This window comes from Nocardia sp. XZ_19_231, assembly GCF_015355705.1.
Taxonomy (GTDB): domain Bacteria; phylum Actinomycetota; class Actinomycetes; order Mycobacteriales; family Mycobacteriaceae; genus Nocardia; species Nocardia salmonicida.
This window is the reverse complement of the sequence record NZ_JACUZI010000001.1, coordinates 1178344-1196017: the sequence shown is the minus strand read 5'-3', so window position 1 is coordinate 1196017 and position 17674 is coordinate 1178344. Positions and strand designations below refer to the sequence as shown.

Below are 17674 nucleotides of genomic sequence, written 5' to 3'. Positions count from 1 at the left end.
CTCAGCGGGATTCGTAGATGCGTTTGTGGCCGGAGACGGCGGCCAACCGGAACGGGCGGCGAGTTTCCTCGACCATGGCGTGGTAGGCGCCGTCGCTGGGCGAAGTGGCCTCGTGCAGTTCCCGGTAGCGCTCGTAACCGAGCAGCTCACGCGAGCTGATCGCCGCCAGATTCGCCTCGGTCCGCAGATGCTCACGGTAGCCGGACTGCACAGTGCCACTGAAGAATTCGGCGACGCTACCCGACCCGTAGCTGATCATCGCCAGCGCCTTGTCGGTGAGGTCCGCCGAATGGTCGAGCAGCGAGGCCAGGCCGAGATAGAGCGAGGCGGTGTAGCTGTTGCCGACCGTGCGGTTGTAGGTGGTCGTGGCACCGAGGGCGGCCTCGATGGCGTCGGCATCGGCGGTGTGGCCCTGGCTCTCAAGCAGGTGGCGGTGTGCCTTGTAGGCCATCTTGGTGAAGGGCTGGTGATAGCAGAACGCAGCGAACTCACCGAGTTCGCGCCCACCCTGGCGGCGGTAATCGCTCCACGCTTCCTGGGCGGCCTTCTGGTAGGCGTTGACCGAGGTCTTGCCGTCCACGATGGCTTCGGAGCGGTAGTTCGGGCGCCAGAAGTCCATGATGTCGGCGCTGTAGAGGCCCGAGACCGGATCGAGTGCCAGGATCGCCGGGTCCGCGGTGACCAGCATCGCGACGGCGGCGGCGCCCTGGGTCGGCTCCCCCGGGGTGTCGAGTTCGTACTTCGCGATATCGGCGGCGATCACCAGCACCCGCTGCGACGGGTCGCGGGCGATCAGGCCCGCCGCGAACTGCAGCCCGGCGGTGCCGCCGTAGCAGGCCTGCTTGAGCTCGACGACACGGGCGGCGTTGGGCAGCCCGATCAGCGAATGCAGATACAGCGCAGCGGCTTTGGACTGATCGACACCGGTCTCGGTGGCCAGCAGCACGGTGCGGATGTTGTCGGTGCCGTGCCGTTCCAGGATCGGCTTGGCGGCGGCCGCGGCGATGGTGACGATGTCCTCGTCGGCGGCGGCGACGCTCATCTTCTCCTGGCCGATGCCGAGGTAGAACTTGTCGCGATCCACGCCGAGTCGCTCGGCGAGGACGGCGTGATCGAGAGCGTAATGGGTGGTGGCGAACGAAAGGTCGTGGATACCGACCGGCGTAGTTGTCATCGTGGGATTCCGTTGCTCGTGGTGGACCGCTCGAATTGGGTATGGGCACGCATCAATTCACCGCGATTGGTCTGTGCCGCCATCAGCGACAGCTCCCCGCACAGCACGGTGGCCGCTCCGATCACCGCGAGGCGTCGGGCGTTCTCGCCGGGCTGCCGGTCTTCGCGGCAACCGAGGCGTTCCAGGTTCTCGTCGACGAAACTCGCGTGCTTGCCGTTGCCGACCGTGCCCACGATCAGGTTGGGCAGGGTGCACGAGAAGTAGAGGTCGCCGTCGCGATCCTCGGCATGGGTGATGCCCTGGGATCCTTCGACGATATTGGCGGCGTCCTGACCGGTGGCCAGATAGAACGCGAGCAGCATGTTGGCGTAATGCGCGTTGGCGGAACGGATTCCGCCCGCCAGCAGGGTGCCGATCAGGTTCTTGCGGATATTGAGCTGCACCACCTGCGCCGCGGTGGTGTGCAGCCGCTGCTCGACCACCTCGCGCGGGACGATCAGTTCGGTGATCACGTTCTTACCGCGACCCAGGATGCCGTTGACCGCGGTGGCCTTCTTGTCGGTGCAGTAGTTGCCCGAGATCGAGCCGTAGCGAACACCGGGCATGGTCGACAGGATGTGATCCATCAGGTGATCGCTGGCCAAAGTCGCCATGTTGTGGCCCGACGCGTCACCGGTGGTGAATTCGAAGCGCAGGAACAGCAGGTTGCCGGTGATCTGATGGTGCAGGTCGATGAGCCGGGCGAAACGACTACTGCCCGAGACCACCTCCTGGAGTTCGGCCATGCGGCCTTCTAATTGCTGGACCGTGGTGTAGGCGGTGTACGCGTCGTCGGCTTCCAACAGGATCGAGCGCGTCATCCGCTCGTCGATCAGCGTCGCGACGATGCCCTTCTCCGCCAGGGTGCTGATCCGCGCGCCGCGCCCGACCGAAGGCCACAGCGGGGTCTCGTAGGTGGCGAGAGGAACGTCGACGACATCGTCGACGACATTTCCGGTAATGCGCACAGGTCCCACCCACTGCATCGGCACCGCCGCGTACGACATGTCATTCATGGGTGACTCCTTCTCGATGTTCGGATTCACGCCACCAGGGGCTCCGGTGGGCGAGTACTGCGGCGTCGATACCGCGAAGTTGGCAGAAGCTCGCGACCTCGCCGGTGACGAGCAGGTCGGCGCCGACCAGATCCGCCGGCGTGCGGGCTCCGAGCACGGTGAGGATGGTGCGCAGTTGGTCGAGCCAGGTCCCGATCTTGTCGACCAGGGCGGCGGTGTCGTGGCTCACCAGGGTTTCCAGGAACGCACCCGCGACACCGGTCGCGTTGGCGCCCAACGCGAGTGCGCGCGCGATGTCCAGTGGCGAGCGGATGCCGCCGGACGCGGCGATATCGATGCCGGGGAGATCGGCGCAGTCGAGCAGGCAGTTCGGGGTGGACTGGCCCCAGCTCTCGATGAACCCGAAGTCGCCGCCTACCCGCCGATCGTTCTCGATGCGAGCGAAATTGGTACCGCCGCGCCCGCCGACGTCGGCCACGGACACGCCCGCGTCGCGCAACCAGGTGACGGTCTGCCTGCTCAGTCCGAACCCGACTTCTTTGACGAAGACCGGCACGGCGGTAGCGGCGACGATTTCCTCGATCCGACGCGGCCACGACCCGAACGAGCGGTCGCCCTCTGGCATGACCACTTCCTGCACGGCATTGAGGTGGATCTGTAGCGCGTCGGCTTCGAGGAGGTCGACGGCGCTGCGCACCTGGTCGACGGTCGCGTTCGCATTCACATTGGCCATCACGAATCCGTGCGGATTCTCCTGCCGCAGCACGCGATAGGTGCCCGCGACCGACGGATCACGGAAGTAGGCGCTCATCGATCCGGAGGCGATCGGGATACCGGTCTCGCGGGCGGCGATGGCGAGTTGGCGGTTGATCTCGCCGGTTTTGGTACTGCCACCGGTCATCGCGTTGACGAACAGTGGGGTGGCCCACTGCTTTCCAGCGATGTCTACCGCGAGGGAGACCTCGTCGGCGTCGATGCCCGCGAGGGCGTGGTGAACGAAAGTGACGGAGTCGAAGTCACTGCTACCGGTGGCCTGGCGTTGGTGGTTCACCGCGTGGCGGACGTGGTCGTCCTTGCGATCGGCGATCATCGATGGTCCCCTTCGACTGGGTGGGTTCGCAGGGGCAGCGGGCGGATTCCGGCGGTGATCCAACGGCCGGTGAGTTCGGCGATCGCGGCGGGACGGGTGCGCTCGATGAGCGCGATTCCACAGTCCCCACCACCGGCACCCGAGGGTTTCGCGGCAGCGCCGACCGCGGCGCCCGCGTCGCACAACGCGTGCAGACGAGGCGTCATGATGCCGAGGCCCGACATCGCGTCGAGGTCGACGAGCAGTGCTCGCGCGCTGTCGATTTCGAGGCGCACGGTCTGGGAGTCGTCGGCCTCGATGGCGGCGACGAGTCGCTCGACGCACTCGTTGCTGTGCGCCCGGAAGGTGGTGCGGTCACCGTCGAGTCCGGCGACCAGGGCAGGCGTGGAGGCCGGGTTTCCGGTCCAGCCGACCTGCAAGGTGAGCTCGGTGGGGGTGGGCAGCGGTCGAACCGACAGGCCTGGCCACGGTGCGCGCAGGGTGGCCTCGACGCCGTCGCGGGCCACCGATGCCGCCACCTGCGCACGGTCCGGGGACCGGTAGGCGAGCCAGCCGCCCCAGGTGCTCACGGCGACGTCGCCGCCCGAGGCGCGGGGGTTGACCGCGATGGTGGCGAGCATGGCCAGCCGGTAGCGATCCATCGGATCGAGGCCGAGGGCGAAGTGTTGCCCGAGGGCGGCGACAGTGGCCACCGTGACGGCCGCGCTGGAACCCAAGCCGAACTTGCGACCGTCGGCGTCGCCGAGGTCGGCGGTGACGCTCAGATGGAACGACGATACGGGGATCGCCCGCTCCACGAGCAGCCGGTGAACTACCGAAACTGCCGCGAAAACGTAGGAAAACGCCTCTGGCACAACAGAATCGGGAGTTGGTACCAATTCGTCACCGTGACGACGGCAGGACAGTGCGATGCCGCCGTCCAGATCCGAATACAGGGTGATGTCCTGGTCGGAATCCACTCCGGTCACCGTGGCGGTGGCGTAGCGATCGACCGCCGTGAGCACCGCGAGGTGTCCCGGCTCGACCACGGCGTATTCACCGGCGATGAAGAGCTTGCCGGGAGCGCGACAACTGATCATCGATCACCACCCGCACCGGGCACCGTCAGGGACGCGCCGGGGCCGATGTGCGCGGTCCGGGTGGTGACGAAGTCCCCGAGGCCGTCCAATACGGCGTCGACCTGCGGCGCGTCGGCACGGGTGCACAGCACTTTGACGTTCGGGCCCGCATCGATCGTGGCGTACGCCATGATCCCGTCGGCACGCAGCGCGAGTACCGCGTCGAGGATGGCGATCGAATGCGGTGACAGGTACCGGATTCCGGGGCGGGCGGTGAGCATGGTGGCGTGCATGCCGAGGGCATTGCGCTCGGCGATCTCCCCGATCGCGGGAAGGTCCTGCCGCGCAACAGCTTTACGCATCTCCGCCAGATCGAGCACCGACGATTCCGCCCACGGGCGATAGAACGGTGACGTGGCGGTGGTCTGCCGCATCGCGACACGGCTCGAGACAGCCTTCGCGCTCTGGTTCACCACGGCGACCACCAGGGCCGGGTCCAGCTCGTCGCCGCCGATGGGCTCCGCGTACGAACTCAGGTCCCCCGCTTCGCCTTCCCCCTCGCCGGCATGCCAGACGACGAATCCACCGAAGATCGAGCGCGAGGCGGAACCGGAGCCGCGACGGGCCAGTCGCGACAGGGCGCGTGCATCGTCGTCGAGCGCATAGGCGGCCGCAGCGGCGGTGGCCAGTGCCGCGAACCCGCTCGCCGAGGAGGCCAGACCGGCGCCGGTCGGCCCGGCGTTGGCGGTCACCACCATCGCACGGTCGTCGCGACCCGCCTTGGCACGCACCAGATCCAGGAATGTTTCGATGCGGGCGCGGGCGGCACCGGTCGCCGTGACACCGTTGAACTCGACGACATCGGCCGGTCCGTCGATCAGCCGCACCGAGGTGGTGGTCGGGAAGATGTCGAGGGTCATCGACAGGCTGCCCGTGACGGGCAGGAAAAGCTCTTCGTCCCGCTTACCCCAGTACTTCACCAGGGCGATATTCGGATACGCGACCGCCTCGGCGGACGACCCGGCCACGGCGCCACGTTCGGTGGCCGCGGGTGATGCGGGAGTGAAAGTCATTGTTTGGCACCGTGTTCCGATGTCGAGGCGGATAGGGACTGCGCGCCGGAACGCAGGCTGCGGGTGGGGACCGTCCAGGTCTGTACCGCGCCGGCGCGCCGCAACGCGGCGCTGACGGTGCGCGCGTCGCCGGTCTCGGTGAGCGCGAGGACACAGCCGCCGAGGCCGGCGCCGGTGAGTTTGGCGCCGTACGCGCCCGCGTCGAGCGCCGCGGCGACCAGGGTGTCGATGTGCGGGGTGCTCACACCGAGTTCGGCGAGCAGGTCCTGGAAGTCGAGCATCGCTCGCCCCAGCGAGGTGGCGTGCCCGGCCGAGAGGTCTACCGCGGCACCGCCGATCAGCTCGCCCGCCCTCGCCAGTAGCCGGCGCGCGGACCGCGGATCGCGCTCGAACGTGCGGCGCACCCCCGCGACCGCGTGTTGAGTGGACCCGGGCACCCCGGTATCGGCGATCACCAGGGCGGCGTCGAGACCGATGTCGAGCGCGGTGGCGGTTCCTTCGTGGAACCGGATCGGGCCGTCGGCCAGCACCGCGCTCGCGTCGATACCGCTGGCCCTGCCGTGTGCGACCTGTTCACCACACTGCACGAGTTCGTAAAGTGTGACGGGATCGACGGTCCGGCCGTGCAGATCGGCAACCGCGCGCACCGCAGCACCCGCGCAGGCCGCACTGGATCCGAGCCCACGAGCGAGCGGAATATCGCACTCCATCACCACATCGGCGATGTGACCGGTCAGGCCCCAGCGCCGCAACGCCTCCTCGACCGCGACGCGCGGACCGGACAGCGAGTTCTCCGCGGCGTTCGGGTTGCCTGCGACGAACCCGAAATGTCCTTCGGGAACCTCGATGACCGCACCCGGCGTGCCGGGACGCGCGACGGCCCGCACCGACAGGGTCGGCAGCGGGAACGCGATGGCGGGCGTCCCGTGTACCACGGTGTGCTCACCCAGCAGGATCGCCTTGGCGTGGGCCCGACCCACGCCACGGACCGGGCCGGTCGCTGTGGAGCTGTGTTCAGCACGTTCTCGAACGGGACTGTTCACGACGATTCCTCTCCAGACTCGGCCCGGCCGTGCCGGTTACCGAGACGATCGGCCGAAAATGGCGCGCACGGACGGGAAGAACGCGGGCACCTGCGCGGCGTAGGCGCGATAGGACGCACCGAACCGAGCAATGAGATCGCGCTCCTCCAGGTAGGTTCCGAGCAGGATGTAGCCGGTCAGCCCGAGAGCCCACACCAGATGCCCGACGGTGAACTCACTGGCGAACCAGAACGACACCAGCAAACCGGTCATCAGCGGATGACGAACCAGTTTGTAGACGCCGTTCACCTGCAGGCGGTCGACCGTCGCGTCCGGTACCTGGATGACGTACTGGCGGTAGGCCTGACTGATGCCGAGCAGGTGAAAGTGGTTCAGCAACAGGGTAGCCGCGTAGACCAAGACGAAACCGATCCAGAACCCGGTGTCGAGTGCCACCCCGACCGCACCGTCGGCCGACCACAGCACCTGCGGCACCGGCTGCCACGCCAGCATGATCACCCACATCACCAGACACACGCCGATGATGTAGACGGTCCGCTCGAGCGCCTCGGGCACCCAGCGGGTGATGAATGCCTTGAACGAGGGCCGAGCCATTCCCGAGTGCTGCAGCGCGAACAGCGCGAGCAGCACGAGGTCGATCGCGATCGCCGGGACCGCGGACAGGTGCGGTCCCTTGTCCACCGTCTTCGGCAACCACCAGCCGCCCGCGAACAGCAGCATCAGCGGCACCGTGATCCCGGCGAAACCGTAGACGGCGAAGGAGAACAGGAACGGGACGAGCCGCGAGGGGGTTCTCACCACGCCCCGAACCTGCTGCGGTGTCATCAGATCCATGCGAACCACGGCAGGAAACGCGAACGAACGGTGCCCGCCTCCAAACGCGTCTCCAGACGCGCCTTCCACTTGTTGCCGTAACCCTCGTTGAGGAAGCCGCCGGGCACGACCAGACGCCAACCCGACTGCGCCACCATCCAATACGGCACGATGACGCCGGGGTTCACGTCGCGCATGTAGTCGAGCTTGTCGGGGATCTGGCTCCAGTGGATGCCGGGGTAGCGGTGGTGCACGCTGTGGTAGCCCTGGTTGAAGATCAGGAAGTTGAGGATGTTGCCCGCGTTGTTCAGCGAGGTGCTCGGCTCGTCGGTGAATCCGCGCGCGGGGGCGTGGCTCAGCCAGGCGAAGTAGCCCGCGTTGACCTGGGTGATGAGGAACGGCACCCAGTAGAAGAGCACGAACTTCTCGAAGCCGGCGACGTACCAGACCGAGCCGATCACGACCGCGTACACGGCCAGGTCGAAGATGAACTGGTGGCGCGTCTTCCGGCGACGCGGCGCCGGGTCCGCGGCGAAAACCGTACGCACCGTGTGGATCTTGACAACCATGCCGTAGCGGACCCAGTACCAGAGGGCACCGATGCCCTTGTCCATTCCGGTGGTCGCGGTGACGTCACCCGGGCCGTCGTTGAACCGGTGATGGTTGAGGACGTGCACCTCGCGCATCTCGGCCGCGGTCAGGTTGCCGGGCAGGCAGCACAGGATGTCGACCACCCGGTTGGGGAACTTGGACACGAACAGCGGACGATGGGTGTGCATGTGCATCACGCCGATGGTCAGCGAGAGGTTCAGCAGCGAGAGCACGATGATCAGTGGCACCGCGAGGTACCAGGCCGAGGTGCCTGGCACGAACAGCGCGGCCGAGGTCATGCCCATCCACAACGCGACGTGGAGCAGCGGGCCGACGTTGGATGCGTGCTCGAGTTTGAACACGCGCCGGCTGAACGGCGGTTTCTCTGTGGGCGCGACGGGCGTTCCGGTGCTCATAGGAGAGCTCCTTCGCTAGTAGTGACGATCATCGAGGAGGTGTTCCTCGATTACTGGTGGCTGCTGTTGTCGAGAGCGGCGAGCTGCAGCCGTGTGGCCAGCGCCCGGATCGCGTCGGGTTCGTGGCTCGGCACCCGCTCCATGGCACCGAAAGCCAGGTGATCGGCGATCATCATGGTGCGGATCGCCGAATCGGAGAGTTCACCGGTCAAGCGGCCTTCGGGCAGCGTGTGCACCAGCGCGAAGGTGGTATCGACGATCAACGGCATCAGCGAGGTTTCCGGCGAGGCGAGATCGCCCGCACCGAGCACCTGCGATGCCGACGCCGAGCCGGTGGTGAAATCCGGTGAGGCATCGAGCATTTGATGAATCGCGGCGTCACCACTGCGACGCACACGCTCGAGCATCCTGGTCCAGTACACCGGCGAGACGGCGGCCAGCGTGGCCGCGGCGACCGGGCGCCGGAACGCCGGTGGCGCGTCGACGGCCCCGCACAGGAACGCGGAGGTGGTGATCGTCATGTACGCCATCGCCGCGCGTGCGCCCAGGCTCGGGGTGCCGGGACCGAGCTTGGCCAGCAGCGCGAAGCCGCCGAGCGCGGGGGTGAGCTGGCGCAGCATCACCATCCGCGTGAGTTCCTCACGGTCGGCGGCGCCGTAGATCGCGAGTTCGTTGTCACGCAGGTCGTTGGCCGACTGGGCGATCACGGCGACACAGCCGGTGAGCTCGCGCAGATCCGCTTCGGGTAGAACATCTTCGGCGACCAGGGCGCACGCGTAGTGGGTGATCCGGCCGAGCACGCCCTCGCTGTAGGCGACGCGGGTCAGCGGTGCGTCGATATTGCGGGCCATGACCCGGCCGACATCGGTGAGCACGTGGCCGACGCGCTCGCGGCCCTGCTCGGACAACGCCGTGAGCAGTGCCCTGATGTCGGCGATGCGCTCGGCGAGCACCCGGTCGACGGCTTCGCTGTCGCGGATCTTGCCCTCGAGCGCGGGCAGCGGCGGCGGGAGGGTGTCGCTGACGCCGTTGAGGTAATCCGCCGCCGCCAGCACGGCACCGCCGGCCACCGCGCGATCGCTGAGATCTTCGAAGGCGTCGAGCACGCGACAGGCGAGCAGCGCGGCGGTGGCTTCGGCGCGCAGGCTCGCCGGCAGCAGGCCGACGGCGATGCCCAGGTTGCGACCCGCGGGGATCAGGGCGAGCGCGGCCAGCTCCTGAGGTGTCCGCGCGGCCCGCAGCGCCGCCAGATCCGGTGCGCGACGCAGGTGCCGCAGTCCGCGGATCAGGAGGGGAACTCGTGCTGTGCTCATCGGGATATCACCTGCTGGAGGAGTTCGCGCAGGTCGTCGCACGCGAGGGACGAGGGGAAGACGTCCAGGGCGCGGGTGGCCTTCTCGGTGGCGTCCATCGCGACCAGCCGGGCGGCTTTGGTCGCGCCGCTGTCGACCAGGTCTTCTTGCAGCGTCGCGCTGGATATCTCCGCGTCGAGCCACATTTCCCTGGCGCCGGGGCGCGTGCCGAGCCATTCGATGACCGGCCAGGTCGGCACGCGGCGCTCGAGGTCACCGCCCGCGTCCTTGCCGAGCCCGGGTCCGCCTTCGATGTCGCGCACGTCGTCCATGATCTGGAAGGCGAGCGCGAGCTGGTCGGCGTACTCCATCAGGGCATGGAGCCGATCGAGATCGACGCCACCCGCGGTGCCGCCGTAGGAACACGAGAGGCGGAACAGGGTGCCGGTCTTGGCCCCGGCCACGAGTTCGTAGTGGCGGCGCAGCGCCACCTCGTCGATCGAGGGGGGCAGGGTCTCGATGAGCTGACCGTAGGACAGGTCGGAGAGCCGATCCGCGTAGGTGATGCCGGGCGCCTCACCGACCCGCGCGAAGACCTCGGGATTGTCGGTCAGCACCCGGGCGACGACCTGCATCGAGGCGCCTGCCAGGTGAAACCCGGCGCGGGCACTGGTACGGACACCGAACGCGGCAGGCACCGACGGTGCATCACGGCGCAGCAGCGAGCCGTCGCAGATGTCGTCGTGGACCAGCGAGGATTCGTGCAGCATCTCCATCGCGCAGGCCAGGTCGACGGCGTCGCGCAGCGGGGCCGCGGTCTCGACGGCATCGGGTAGCAGGCCGGCGCAGGCCAGGACGAGCCGTGCCCGCACGCGTTTGCCGGGCGCGGCCAGGATGTGGGTGTAGATCGCGTCGAAGTCTTCACCGGTGATGAGCAGTTCCCGCAGCCGTTCGGTGACGAGCGCCAGTTGCTCGGCCGGTCCGGCCGGCCTGGGCATGACCACCACTCGGTCGCCGGAGTGCTGGTCACCGGAGTGTTGTGCTGCGGGTAGCGCGGGATTATCCATAGCGCTGAGCTCCTTTGGTGTGGTCACGATGCGGAGAGGTTCACCGGCGACTGCCGGACACGGGTTTACGGACATTTCCGGTGGGGCAGTCGTAGGGAGTCACCTCTCGCAGCCGACGGGGTCGAGCGTCCCGTTCGCTGGCTACCGACGGGTAGTTTTGTGGAGGAAGCTCGAGATGTCAAGCATTCCAATATGTTCCATGTTTAGATCCGCCAATTGTGCTGTACCACAATGCTTTACAGCGTTTATGGGCGGGGAACACAGCAGTTGTGAACGGTCGCCGTTCTCCTTGATGCGGCGTAATCGCCTGCACGACAAAGGCTTCCGCGCCCATCGCGGGCATCCGAAGAGGAGACACCTCGGATTGGTCCGCCGATGCACGGGTCGACCGGTACGCGGTCGCTTCGGAGCCACAACGTCAATGTTGTTGGCACACAGGGGTTTCAGACCAGAGTGACACGAACTGTCAGGTCGTCAACGGCTCCGGCGACGGGGGCAGCTCTGCCTGAACCATACAATCCGAAGTGCCTTCCCGCGAGCCGAGAAGCGATCGGGATCCGACTCGGAGGGCACGCGACGATCCGATGTCACGGCGGCCGTCACATTGAAATGCACTGCCGCACTGTTAGTTTCGCTAGCAAGGCATCAGACCACGGATGTACCGAAGTGAAAAGGCGCGAAACGTGGCAATCCGCCGCCGACCGCGCGTAGGATCGGATACCGCTGTCGCGCGGTCACGCGACAGGAACGGTCAGCGGGCGGCGGTGCTGCCCAAGTTGCCGAGGACCAGTTGGTCCGGCGTCGGGTGGTCCACGAGCGGAGCCGTGGACCGGGCCGGGGGACGCATGATCGTGCAGCGGCGAGCCAGCAGCGTGCCGCAGGTTTTGACGGCGGTGGTGATCATGTCTTCGGCCAGAGGAAGGTCGTCTTCGCGGTAGGCGTACACCGAGAAGCGCACCGTGTGTTGATCGTTGAGCGGGTCAGCCTGCTGAACCGCTTCGGCGGGGCAGCTCGACAGGAGCATCACCGCCGCGGCGAGGTCGGCGCAGGGATCACCGCCGACCAGCGAACCCGAGGCGAAGGCGGCGAACAGCGTACGCAGGCACGGCTGTTCGGGCCGTTGCTGGGAGTCCTGGATCTGCGACCAACGGCGCAGGGCCGGGTGATCGGCGATATCGGGTCTACCCTGCCAGCGCCGGCGCGCGCAGTCGAGCAAGCGGGCGGCGGTCGAGCCCCACAGGTCGGGCGCATCGATCCGGGCGACGATCCGCAGGCGGCGGTATTCGTCGGCAGCGGTGGCTGCGGGCGGTTCGATGAGCGGCGTCGCCGCTTGTCGTTGCGTCTGCATGTGTCGACCTCCTACCGCGCGAGAGAAGAACCGAACGGGTGTTGCTGTGCGGCGGCGGCGGAACCGCGCAGCCACGCCAGGCGAAATGCCCACACCGAGGCCAGTGCCGACATGACGACGACGGCCGCGATCGCCCCGAAGATCACCCCACCGGACCAGCCGACACCGTTATTTCGCGCGATCAACGCCAACGCGAGAATCGGCCCCGCCGTGATGAACACGGGAATCAGCAAGATCAACCCGAGAGTCACTAGACCCGACGGCGTCATCGCTGTTTTCGCTGCGGAGAAATCACGTCGGGAGATCATGGTGTGCGGCCCCGACGGCTGCGTGACTGTAGCCATTTCCGCCCTCTCCGTTACCTGAATGGAACCCAGCGAAACTCTCGAGTCCCAAACGTACAGCCCCGATCCGGCATAGCGCGTACTTCGTCACGAAACAGTGATAACCCGAAATTGAACCCGGTCGAACTATCCGACATATACCCAGTTCAGACGCTATTTCTTCGATTGCTTCTGATTTGCTACAGTCAGATTTCATTCAGATCGGATAACAATTCCGGAGAACGATTGCGCACCTGTCACCGTTCTCATAGAGCAGGTCGAAGCCCATCGAGAATGGACTCGACAACGGCCGGCGTTGCGGCGATACCATTGCCGCCGACAAGTTGCCGGTAATACAACCGCACCGAGAACAGTTCGACTATCTCCCTGATCAGAATTTTAGTGCGCAATTACCCAGAGGCTCCGGTGATTTCGAGTCGGGCGCGTTTCTTCTGCGAGCTTTCGGCGCTCGATCGGTCAGCTCGGTTCGCTACCGAAGCTGCCTTCCAAGCGATTTCGCGAACCGGGATGCACGAGCCGCGCCACGCTGACCAGCCCGCCCGACGACCAGGTGCGGCGCCGGATCAGCAGGCACGGCTCGTCGGCGTCGATGCCGAGCAGGGCGCATTCCTCATGGGCTGCCCGCACCGCCTCGACGACATGCTCGCCACGCAGCAGCGGCGCGACCTCGCTGAGGTAGACGTTCGGGGTGACGGTGGTGAAGTCCTGGGCGAGATAGTCGGGGGCCTGCGCCGGACTGACGTAGCGGTCCTCGAGCTGGATCGGCACGTCGTCCTCGAAATGCACGAGCAGAGAATGGAATACCTTGCCGCCCATCGCATTCGCGAGTTCCTGATCGCCCGGCACTTCCGACCGTACGAACACCACCTCGGTGCGATGGCGGTGCCCGCGGCCGGTGATCTCGTCGGCGATATTGCGGACCTCGAACAGTGGCGAGGTGGCCTTGCTCGCCGCGACGAAGGTCCCGACACCCATCACCCGGGTGAGCGCACCGTCGGCGGTAAGGTCACGCAGGGCGCGATTGATCGTCATCCGGGACAGTCCGAGGGCGGCGACGAACTGGTTCTCCGACGGGATCTGCTCCCCCGCGTTCCACCGACGCGCCCTGATCTGCGCCATGATCAGCTGCTTGACCCGCTCATACGCCGCGAATTCGCTACCGAGCTCGCCGTACAGCGCGGCCAGCTCCGTATCGACTACCTCGATCGCCACCACCGAATATCTCCTCGCCTCGACCAGAGAATACGTTGCGCCCGAACACCTTCGTCACTTGTATATACAGGACTATACTGGCCCCATGGACGACGTGACACCGCCTGTCTCCGGCCCACGCCCCGTGTCCGCGCCGCGCGGCACCGAGCTGCACACCCTCGGTTGGCAGCAGGAGGGCGCACTGCGGATGCTGATGAACAACCTCGATCCCGAGGTCGCCGAACGCCCCGACGACCTGGTCGTCTACGGCGGGACCGGGCGCGCGGTGCGTAGTTGGGCGGCGTTCGACGCGATCGTGCGGACGCTCGAGACCCTCGGCTCGGACGAGACGCTGCTGGTGCAGTCGGGTAAGCCGGTCGGGGTGTTCCGCACCAACGAGTGGGCGCCGCGGGTGCTGCTGGCGAACTCCAATCTCGTCGGCGACTGGGCCACCTGGGAGGATTTCCGCAAGCTCGAGCAGTTGGGGCTGACGATGTACGGGCAGATGACGGCCGGGTCGTGGATCTACATCGGCAGCCAGGGCATTCTGCAGGGCACCTACGAGACCTTCGGCGCGGTGGCGCGCAAGCGTTTCGGTGGTTCCCTCGCCGGCACGATCACACTCACGGCGGGAGTCGGTGGAATGGGCGGTGCGCAACCGCTCGCGGTGACGATGAACGACGGCGTAGCGCTGTGCGTGGACTGTGATCCGGCGCGGATCGATCGGCGGATCGCGCACGGCTACCTCGATACCAAGGCCGAATCGTCCAGGCAGGCATTGGATCTCGCCGTCGCCGCGCGGGATGGGCGCAAGCCGCTCTCGATCGGCCTGGTCGGCAACGCGGCCGAGGTGTTCCCGAAACTGCTGGCCATGGGCGCGCCGATCGATATCGTCACCGATCAGACCTCGGCGCATGATCCGTTGTCCTACTTACCGATCGGGGTCGCACTCGAAGACTGGCACACCCTCGCCGAGAAGGACCCGGTCTGGTTCACGACCCAGGCGCGGGCGTCGATGGCCGAGCAGGTCGAGGCGATGGTCGGGTTCATGGACGCCGGCGCCGAGGTGTTCGACTACGGGAACTCGATTCGCGACGAGGCCCGAAAGGGCGGCTACGACCGGGCTTTCGCGTTTCCCGGCTTCGTTCCCGCCTATATCCGCCCGCTCTTCGAAGAGGGTCGCGGGCCGTTCCGCTGGGCCGCGCTCTCGGGCGACCCGGCCGATATCGCCGCCACCGACCGCGCGATCCTGGAGTTGTTCCCCGACAACGAACATTTGCGCCGCTGGATCACCATGGCGGGCGAGAAGGTGAAGTTCGAAGGTCTGCCCGCGCGGATCTGCTGGCTCGGCTACGGCGAACGCCACCGCGCGGGCCTGAAGTTCAACGAGATGGTCGCCTCGGGCGAGCTGTCGGCTCCCCTGGCCATCGGCCGCGACCACCTCGACTCCGGCTCGGTGGCCTCCCCCTACCGCGAAACCGAGGCGATGGCCGACGGCTCCGACGCGATCGCGGACTGGCCGCTGCTCAACGCACTGCTCAATACCGCGTCCGGGGCGAGCTGGGTGTCGATCCATCACGGTGGCGGAGTCGGGATGGGCCGCTCGATCCACGCGGGCCAGGTGTGTATCGCCGACGGCACCGCCCTGGCCGCGCAGAAGCTGGAGCGGGTGCTGACCAATGACCCGGGCACCGGGGTGATGCGCCACGTCGACGCGGGTTACGAGCACGCGGCCGACGTGGCTCGCGAACGCGGAGTGCGCATTCCCATGCGGGAAGGCTGACGAGCCCGGAAATAACGAGAGCCCCGGCATTGCCGGGGCTCTTTCCACTTTCAATATATAGCGCATGTGGGGACTTGCGGCAAGGCCCCGTGGGTGCTGCACAATCATCCGGTCGCACCGGAAAAGTACAGTTAGGGGCCTATGTCAGCGCACGGGTACGAAGAGGAACGCCGGTCCGAGCGGAGCTATGTCGCCGGGTTGTACTCGCGCCTCGATGCCGAGCGGGCACGGGTGAAGGGCCGCTACGGCGCGGCCTTGCGCTCCAAGGGCGACTCCCCCATGGAGCGCGACAACGAGGTGCGGGCGCTGGGCAAAGAAGTACAGCGCCTCGACGTGGCCGACAACGGACTGTGTTTCGGCCGACTCGACGCGGCATCGGGCGAGCGGTCCTATATCGGTCGGATCGGGCTGTTCGACGAGTCGAACGAGCTCGAACAGCTGCTGCTGGACTGGCGGGCCCCCGCGGCGCGCGCGTTCTACGTCGCTACCGCGGCCAATCCGGAGGGCATGCGCAGGCGTCGTCAGTTCCATACTCGCGGCCGTCAGGTCGTCGATTTCACCGACGAGGTGCTCGGCCGACCGGACGGGAGCGAGGGCGGCGCGGACGCCGCCCTGCTCGCCGCCGTCGACGCGCCCCGCGGGGACGGGATGCGCGATATCGTCGCGACGATCCAGGCCGAACAGGACGAGATCATCCGCCTCGAGCATCCCGGCGTGACTGTGATCGAGGGCGGTCCCGGGACCGGCAAGACCGTGGTGGCCCTGCACCGCGTCGCCTACCTGCTCTACACCCAGCGCAGGCGGATGGAGCGCCAGGGTGTGCTGGTGGTAGGCCCGAACCCGGCCTTCCTGAACCACATCGCCCATGTACTGCCCTCGCTGGGCGAGACGAATGTCGTGTTCGCGACCACCGCCGACCTCGTGCCCGGGTTGCACGCGAGCGCGGAGGACGCCCCCGAAGCCGCCCGTCTCAAGGGCTCGCTGCCGATCCTGGACATCCTGGCGGCGACGATCGCGGATCGACAGCGCCTGCCCGAGGCCCCGCTGACGATCGCGCTCACCGACGTGACGGTGCGGATCGACGCCGCGACCGCGGAGTGGGCCAGACAGGAAGCGCGAGAGAGCGGCCGTCCGCACAACGAGGCGCGCGCGGTGTTCACCGAGATCATCACCTACGTCCTCACCGAACGCGCGATCGCGCGGATCGGCGAGAGGTGGCTGACTCGTGAGGACACCGAGGCGTGGGAACAACTGCGGGCCGACCTGCTCCGCGAACTCGCCGAGACCGACGAGTTCACCGCGGCGATCGATCAGTGCTGGCCGATACTGCGCCCGGAAACCGTGCTGTCCGAGCTGTATTCGTCGCACGATCGGTTGCGCGCGGCGGGCGCGGACGAGGCGCTGTGGCGGGCCGACGGTGGCGCGTGGACGGTGTCGGACGTGCCGCTGCTCGACGAACTGGTGGACCTGCTCGGCCGCGACAAGGCCGCCGACGACTCCGCCGAGCGAGAACGCAAAGCCGAGGCCGAGTACGCGGCGGGCGTGCTGGACACCCTCATCAGCCGCGAAGACCTGATGGACGACGAAGACCATCTGCTCGCCCAGGACATGCTCTTCGGCGAAGACCTCGCCGAACGCTTCCTCGAGCGCGACACCCGTGAACTCGCTGACCGTGCCGCGGCGGACCGTGATTGGACCTACGGGCACGTGGTGGTCGACGAGGCGCAGGAACTGTCGGAGATGGATTGGCGGGTGCTGATGCGGCGCTGCCCGAGCCGCTCGTTCACGATCGTGGGCGATCTCGCGCAACGCCGGTCCGCGGCGGGCGCGACCTCGTGGGCCACGATGATGGAGCCCTACGTCCCCGGCCGGTGGATCTACCGCTCCCTGACGGTGAACTACCGCACCCCGGCCGAGATCATGGCGGTGGCCGCCGACGTGCTCGCCGAGTTCGCACCCGATGTTCGACCGCCGGATTCCGTGCGGTCCTGCGGTGCGCCACCCTGGTCCCGCCGGATCACCGCCGACGAATTGCCCTCTGCGATCGAGGAATTCGTGCGCAACGAGGCGGGCCGCGAGGGGACGAGCATCGTGATCGGCCCGCCGGGTGTACCCGGCACCGTGCCCGCGTCGGAGACGAAAGGCCTCGAGTTCGACGCCGTGCTCGTCGTGGATCCGCAGCGAATCCTCGCCGACGGACCCCGGGGCGCCGCCGAACTCTATGTCGCGCTCACTCGCGCCACCCAACGTCTCGGCGTCTTGCACCAGAGCCCGTTGCCCGAGTCGCTGCGCGGACTCACCGAGGTCCGACCGGCAGAACAGCTGCGGGCATAGGT

The 17674-nt window shown here is 67.3% G+C and carries 15 protein-coding genes; 2 read left to right on the top strand and 13 right to left on the bottom strand.

The window, feature by feature from the left end; translation table 11 throughout:
- Position 1: 1 nt before the first annotated feature.
- The 13 genes from IBJ82_RS05390 to hutC all read right to left on the bottom strand — a co-directional run bounded on the left by IBJ82_RS05390 (position 2) and on the right by hutC (position 13576).
- On the bottom strand, positions 2–1174 hold the full coding sequence (locus IBJ82_RS05390) for a hydroxymethylglutaryl-CoA synthase (RefSeq protein WP_194824773.1): 1173 nt from the start codon (positions 1172–1174) through the stop codon (positions 2–4).
- Positions 1171–2229, bottom strand: a complete 1059-nt coding sequence (locus IBJ82_RS05385; protein ID WP_228536446.1) for a hydroxymethylglutaryl-CoA reductase — start codon at positions 2227–2229, stop codon at positions 1171–1173. Before IBJ82_RS05385 ends, IBJ82_RS05390 begins: the two co-directional genes overlap by 4 nt.
- Positions 2222–3319, bottom strand: a complete 1098-nt coding sequence (gene fni, locus IBJ82_RS05380; protein ID WP_194824772.1) for a type 2 isopentenyl-diphosphate Delta-isomerase — start codon at positions 3317–3319, stop codon at positions 2222–2224. Before fni ends, IBJ82_RS05385 begins: the two co-directional genes overlap by 8 nt.
- The gene (locus IBJ82_RS05375; RefSeq protein WP_194824771.1) at positions 3316–4398 is read right to left on the bottom strand and encodes a phosphomevalonate kinase; all 1083 of its coding nucleotides are present in this window, start codon (positions 4396–4398) and stop codon (positions 3316–3318) included. Before IBJ82_RS05375 ends, fni begins: the two co-directional genes overlap by 4 nt.
- Positions 4395–5450 carry a diphosphomevalonate decarboxylase gene (gene mvaD / locus IBJ82_RS05370; protein WP_194824770.1) on the bottom strand — a complete coding sequence of 352 codons (1056 nt, stop codon included), beginning with the start codon at positions 5448–5450 and terminating at the stop codon, positions 4395–4397. Before mvaD ends, IBJ82_RS05375 begins: the two co-directional genes overlap by 4 nt.
- Positions 5447–6493 (bottom strand): mevalonate kinase, encoded by a 1047-nt coding sequence (mvk, locus tag IBJ82_RS05365; RefSeq protein WP_194824769.1) that lies wholly within the window; start codon positions 6491–6493, stop codon positions 5447–5449. The genes mvaD and mvk overlap by 4 nt, the downstream gene beginning before the upstream one ends.
- 36 nt (positions 6494–6529) lie before the next feature.
- A complete protein-coding gene (locus IBJ82_RS05360) occupies positions 6530–7327 on the bottom strand; it encodes an isoprenylcysteine carboxylmethyltransferase family protein (protein ID WP_194824768.1) in 798 nt (265 codons plus the stop codon).
- A complete protein-coding gene (locus IBJ82_RS05355) occupies positions 7318–8313 on the bottom strand; it encodes a fatty acid desaturase (RefSeq protein WP_194824767.1) in 996 nt (331 codons plus the stop codon). Before IBJ82_RS05355 ends, IBJ82_RS05360 begins: the two co-directional genes overlap by 10 nt.
- A 50-nt stretch (positions 8314–8363) precedes the next feature.
- Positions 8364–9626: a hypothetical protein gene (locus IBJ82_RS05350; protein WP_194824766.1), complete on the bottom strand. Its 1263-nt coding sequence runs from the start codon at positions 9624–9626 to the stop codon at positions 8364–8366.
- Positions 9623–10672: a polyprenyl synthetase family protein gene (locus IBJ82_RS05345; protein WP_228536445.1), complete on the bottom strand. Its 1050-nt coding sequence runs from the start codon at positions 10670–10672 to the stop codon at positions 9623–9625. The genes IBJ82_RS05350 and IBJ82_RS05345 overlap by 4 nt, the downstream gene beginning before the upstream one ends.
- Positions 10673–11423: 751 nt before the next feature.
- Positions 11424–12020: a hypothetical protein gene (locus IBJ82_RS05340; RefSeq protein ID WP_194824764.1), complete on the bottom strand. Its 597-nt coding sequence runs from the start codon at positions 12018–12020 to the stop codon at positions 11424–11426.
- 11 nt (positions 12021–12031) lie between these two features.
- Positions 12032–12364, bottom strand: coding sequence for a hypothetical protein (locus IBJ82_RS05335; RefSeq protein WP_194824763.1), 333 nt, complete (start codon positions 12362–12364; stop codon positions 12032–12034).
- A 456-nt stretch (positions 12365–12820) separates the two neighbouring features.
- Positions 12821–13576, bottom strand: a complete 756-nt coding sequence (gene hutC / locus IBJ82_RS05330; RefSeq protein WP_194824762.1) for a histidine utilization repressor — start codon at positions 13574–13576, stop codon at positions 12821–12823.
- Positions 13577–13661: 85 nt separating this feature from the next.
- Between hutC and hutU the strand changes: the two genes are divergently transcribed.
- Both hutU and helR read left to right on the top strand, forming a co-directional pair.
- Positions 13662–15338: a urocanate hydratase gene (gene hutU / locus IBJ82_RS05325; protein WP_194824761.1), complete on the top strand. Its 1677-nt coding sequence runs from the start codon at positions 13662–13664 to the stop codon at positions 15336–15338.
- A gap of 141 nt (positions 15339–15479) precedes the next feature.
- Positions 15480–17672 carry an RNA polymerase recycling motor ATPase HelR gene (gene helR / locus IBJ82_RS05320; protein WP_194824760.1) on the top strand — a complete coding sequence of 731 codons (2193 nt, stop codon included), beginning with the start codon at positions 15480–15482 and terminating at the stop codon, positions 17670–17672.
- The last annotated feature ends 2 nt before the right edge of the window (positions 17673–17674 follow it).

Coding starts and splice junctions, on each gene's coding strand:
- IBJ82_RS05390 (WP_194824773.1), bottom strand. CDS start 1,174: ATGACAACTACGCCGGTCGGTATCCACGACCTTTCGTTCGCCACCACC.
- IBJ82_RS05385 (WP_228536446.1), bottom strand. CDS start 2,229: ATGAATGACATGTCGTACGCGGCGGTGCCGATGCAGTGGGTGGGACCT.
- fni (WP_194824772.1), bottom strand. CDS start 3,319: ATGATCGCCGATCGCAAGGACGACCACGTCCGCCACGCGGTGAACCAC.
- IBJ82_RS05375 (WP_194824771.1), bottom strand. CDS start 4,398: ATGATCAGTTGTCGCGCTCCCGGCAAGCTCTTCATCGCCGGTGAATAC.
- mvaD (WP_194824770.1), bottom strand. CDS start 5,450: ATGACTTTCACTCCCGCATCACCCGCGGCCACCGAACGTGGCGCCGTG.
- IBJ82_RS05360 (WP_194824768.1), bottom strand. CDS start 7,327: ATGGATCTGATGACACCGCAGCAGGTTCGGGGCGTGGTGAGAACCCCC.
- IBJ82_RS05355 (WP_194824767.1), bottom strand. CDS start 8,313: ATGAGCACCGGAACGCCCGTCGCGCCCACAGAGAAACCGCCGTTCAGC.
- IBJ82_RS05350 (WP_194824766.1), bottom strand. CDS start 9,626: ATGAGCACAGCACGAGTTCCCCTCCTGATCCGCGGACTGCGGCACCTG.
- IBJ82_RS05345 (WP_228536445.1), bottom strand. CDS start 10,672: ATGGATAATCCCGCGCTACCCGCAGCACAACACTCCGGTGACCAGCAC.
- IBJ82_RS05340 (WP_194824764.1), bottom strand. CDS start 12,020: ATGCAGACGCAACGACAAGCGGCGACGCCGCTCATCGAACCGCCCGCA.
- IBJ82_RS05335 (WP_194824763.1), bottom strand. CDS start 12,364: ATGGCTACAGTCACGCAGCCGTCGGGGCCGCACACCATGATCTCCCGA.
- hutU (WP_194824761.1), top strand. CDS start 13,662: ATGGACGACGTGACACCGCCTGTCTCCGGCCCACGCCCCGTGTCCGCG.
- helR (WP_194824760.1), top strand. CDS start 15,480: ATGTCAGCGCACGGGTACGAAGAGGAACGCCGGTCCGAGCGGAGCTAT.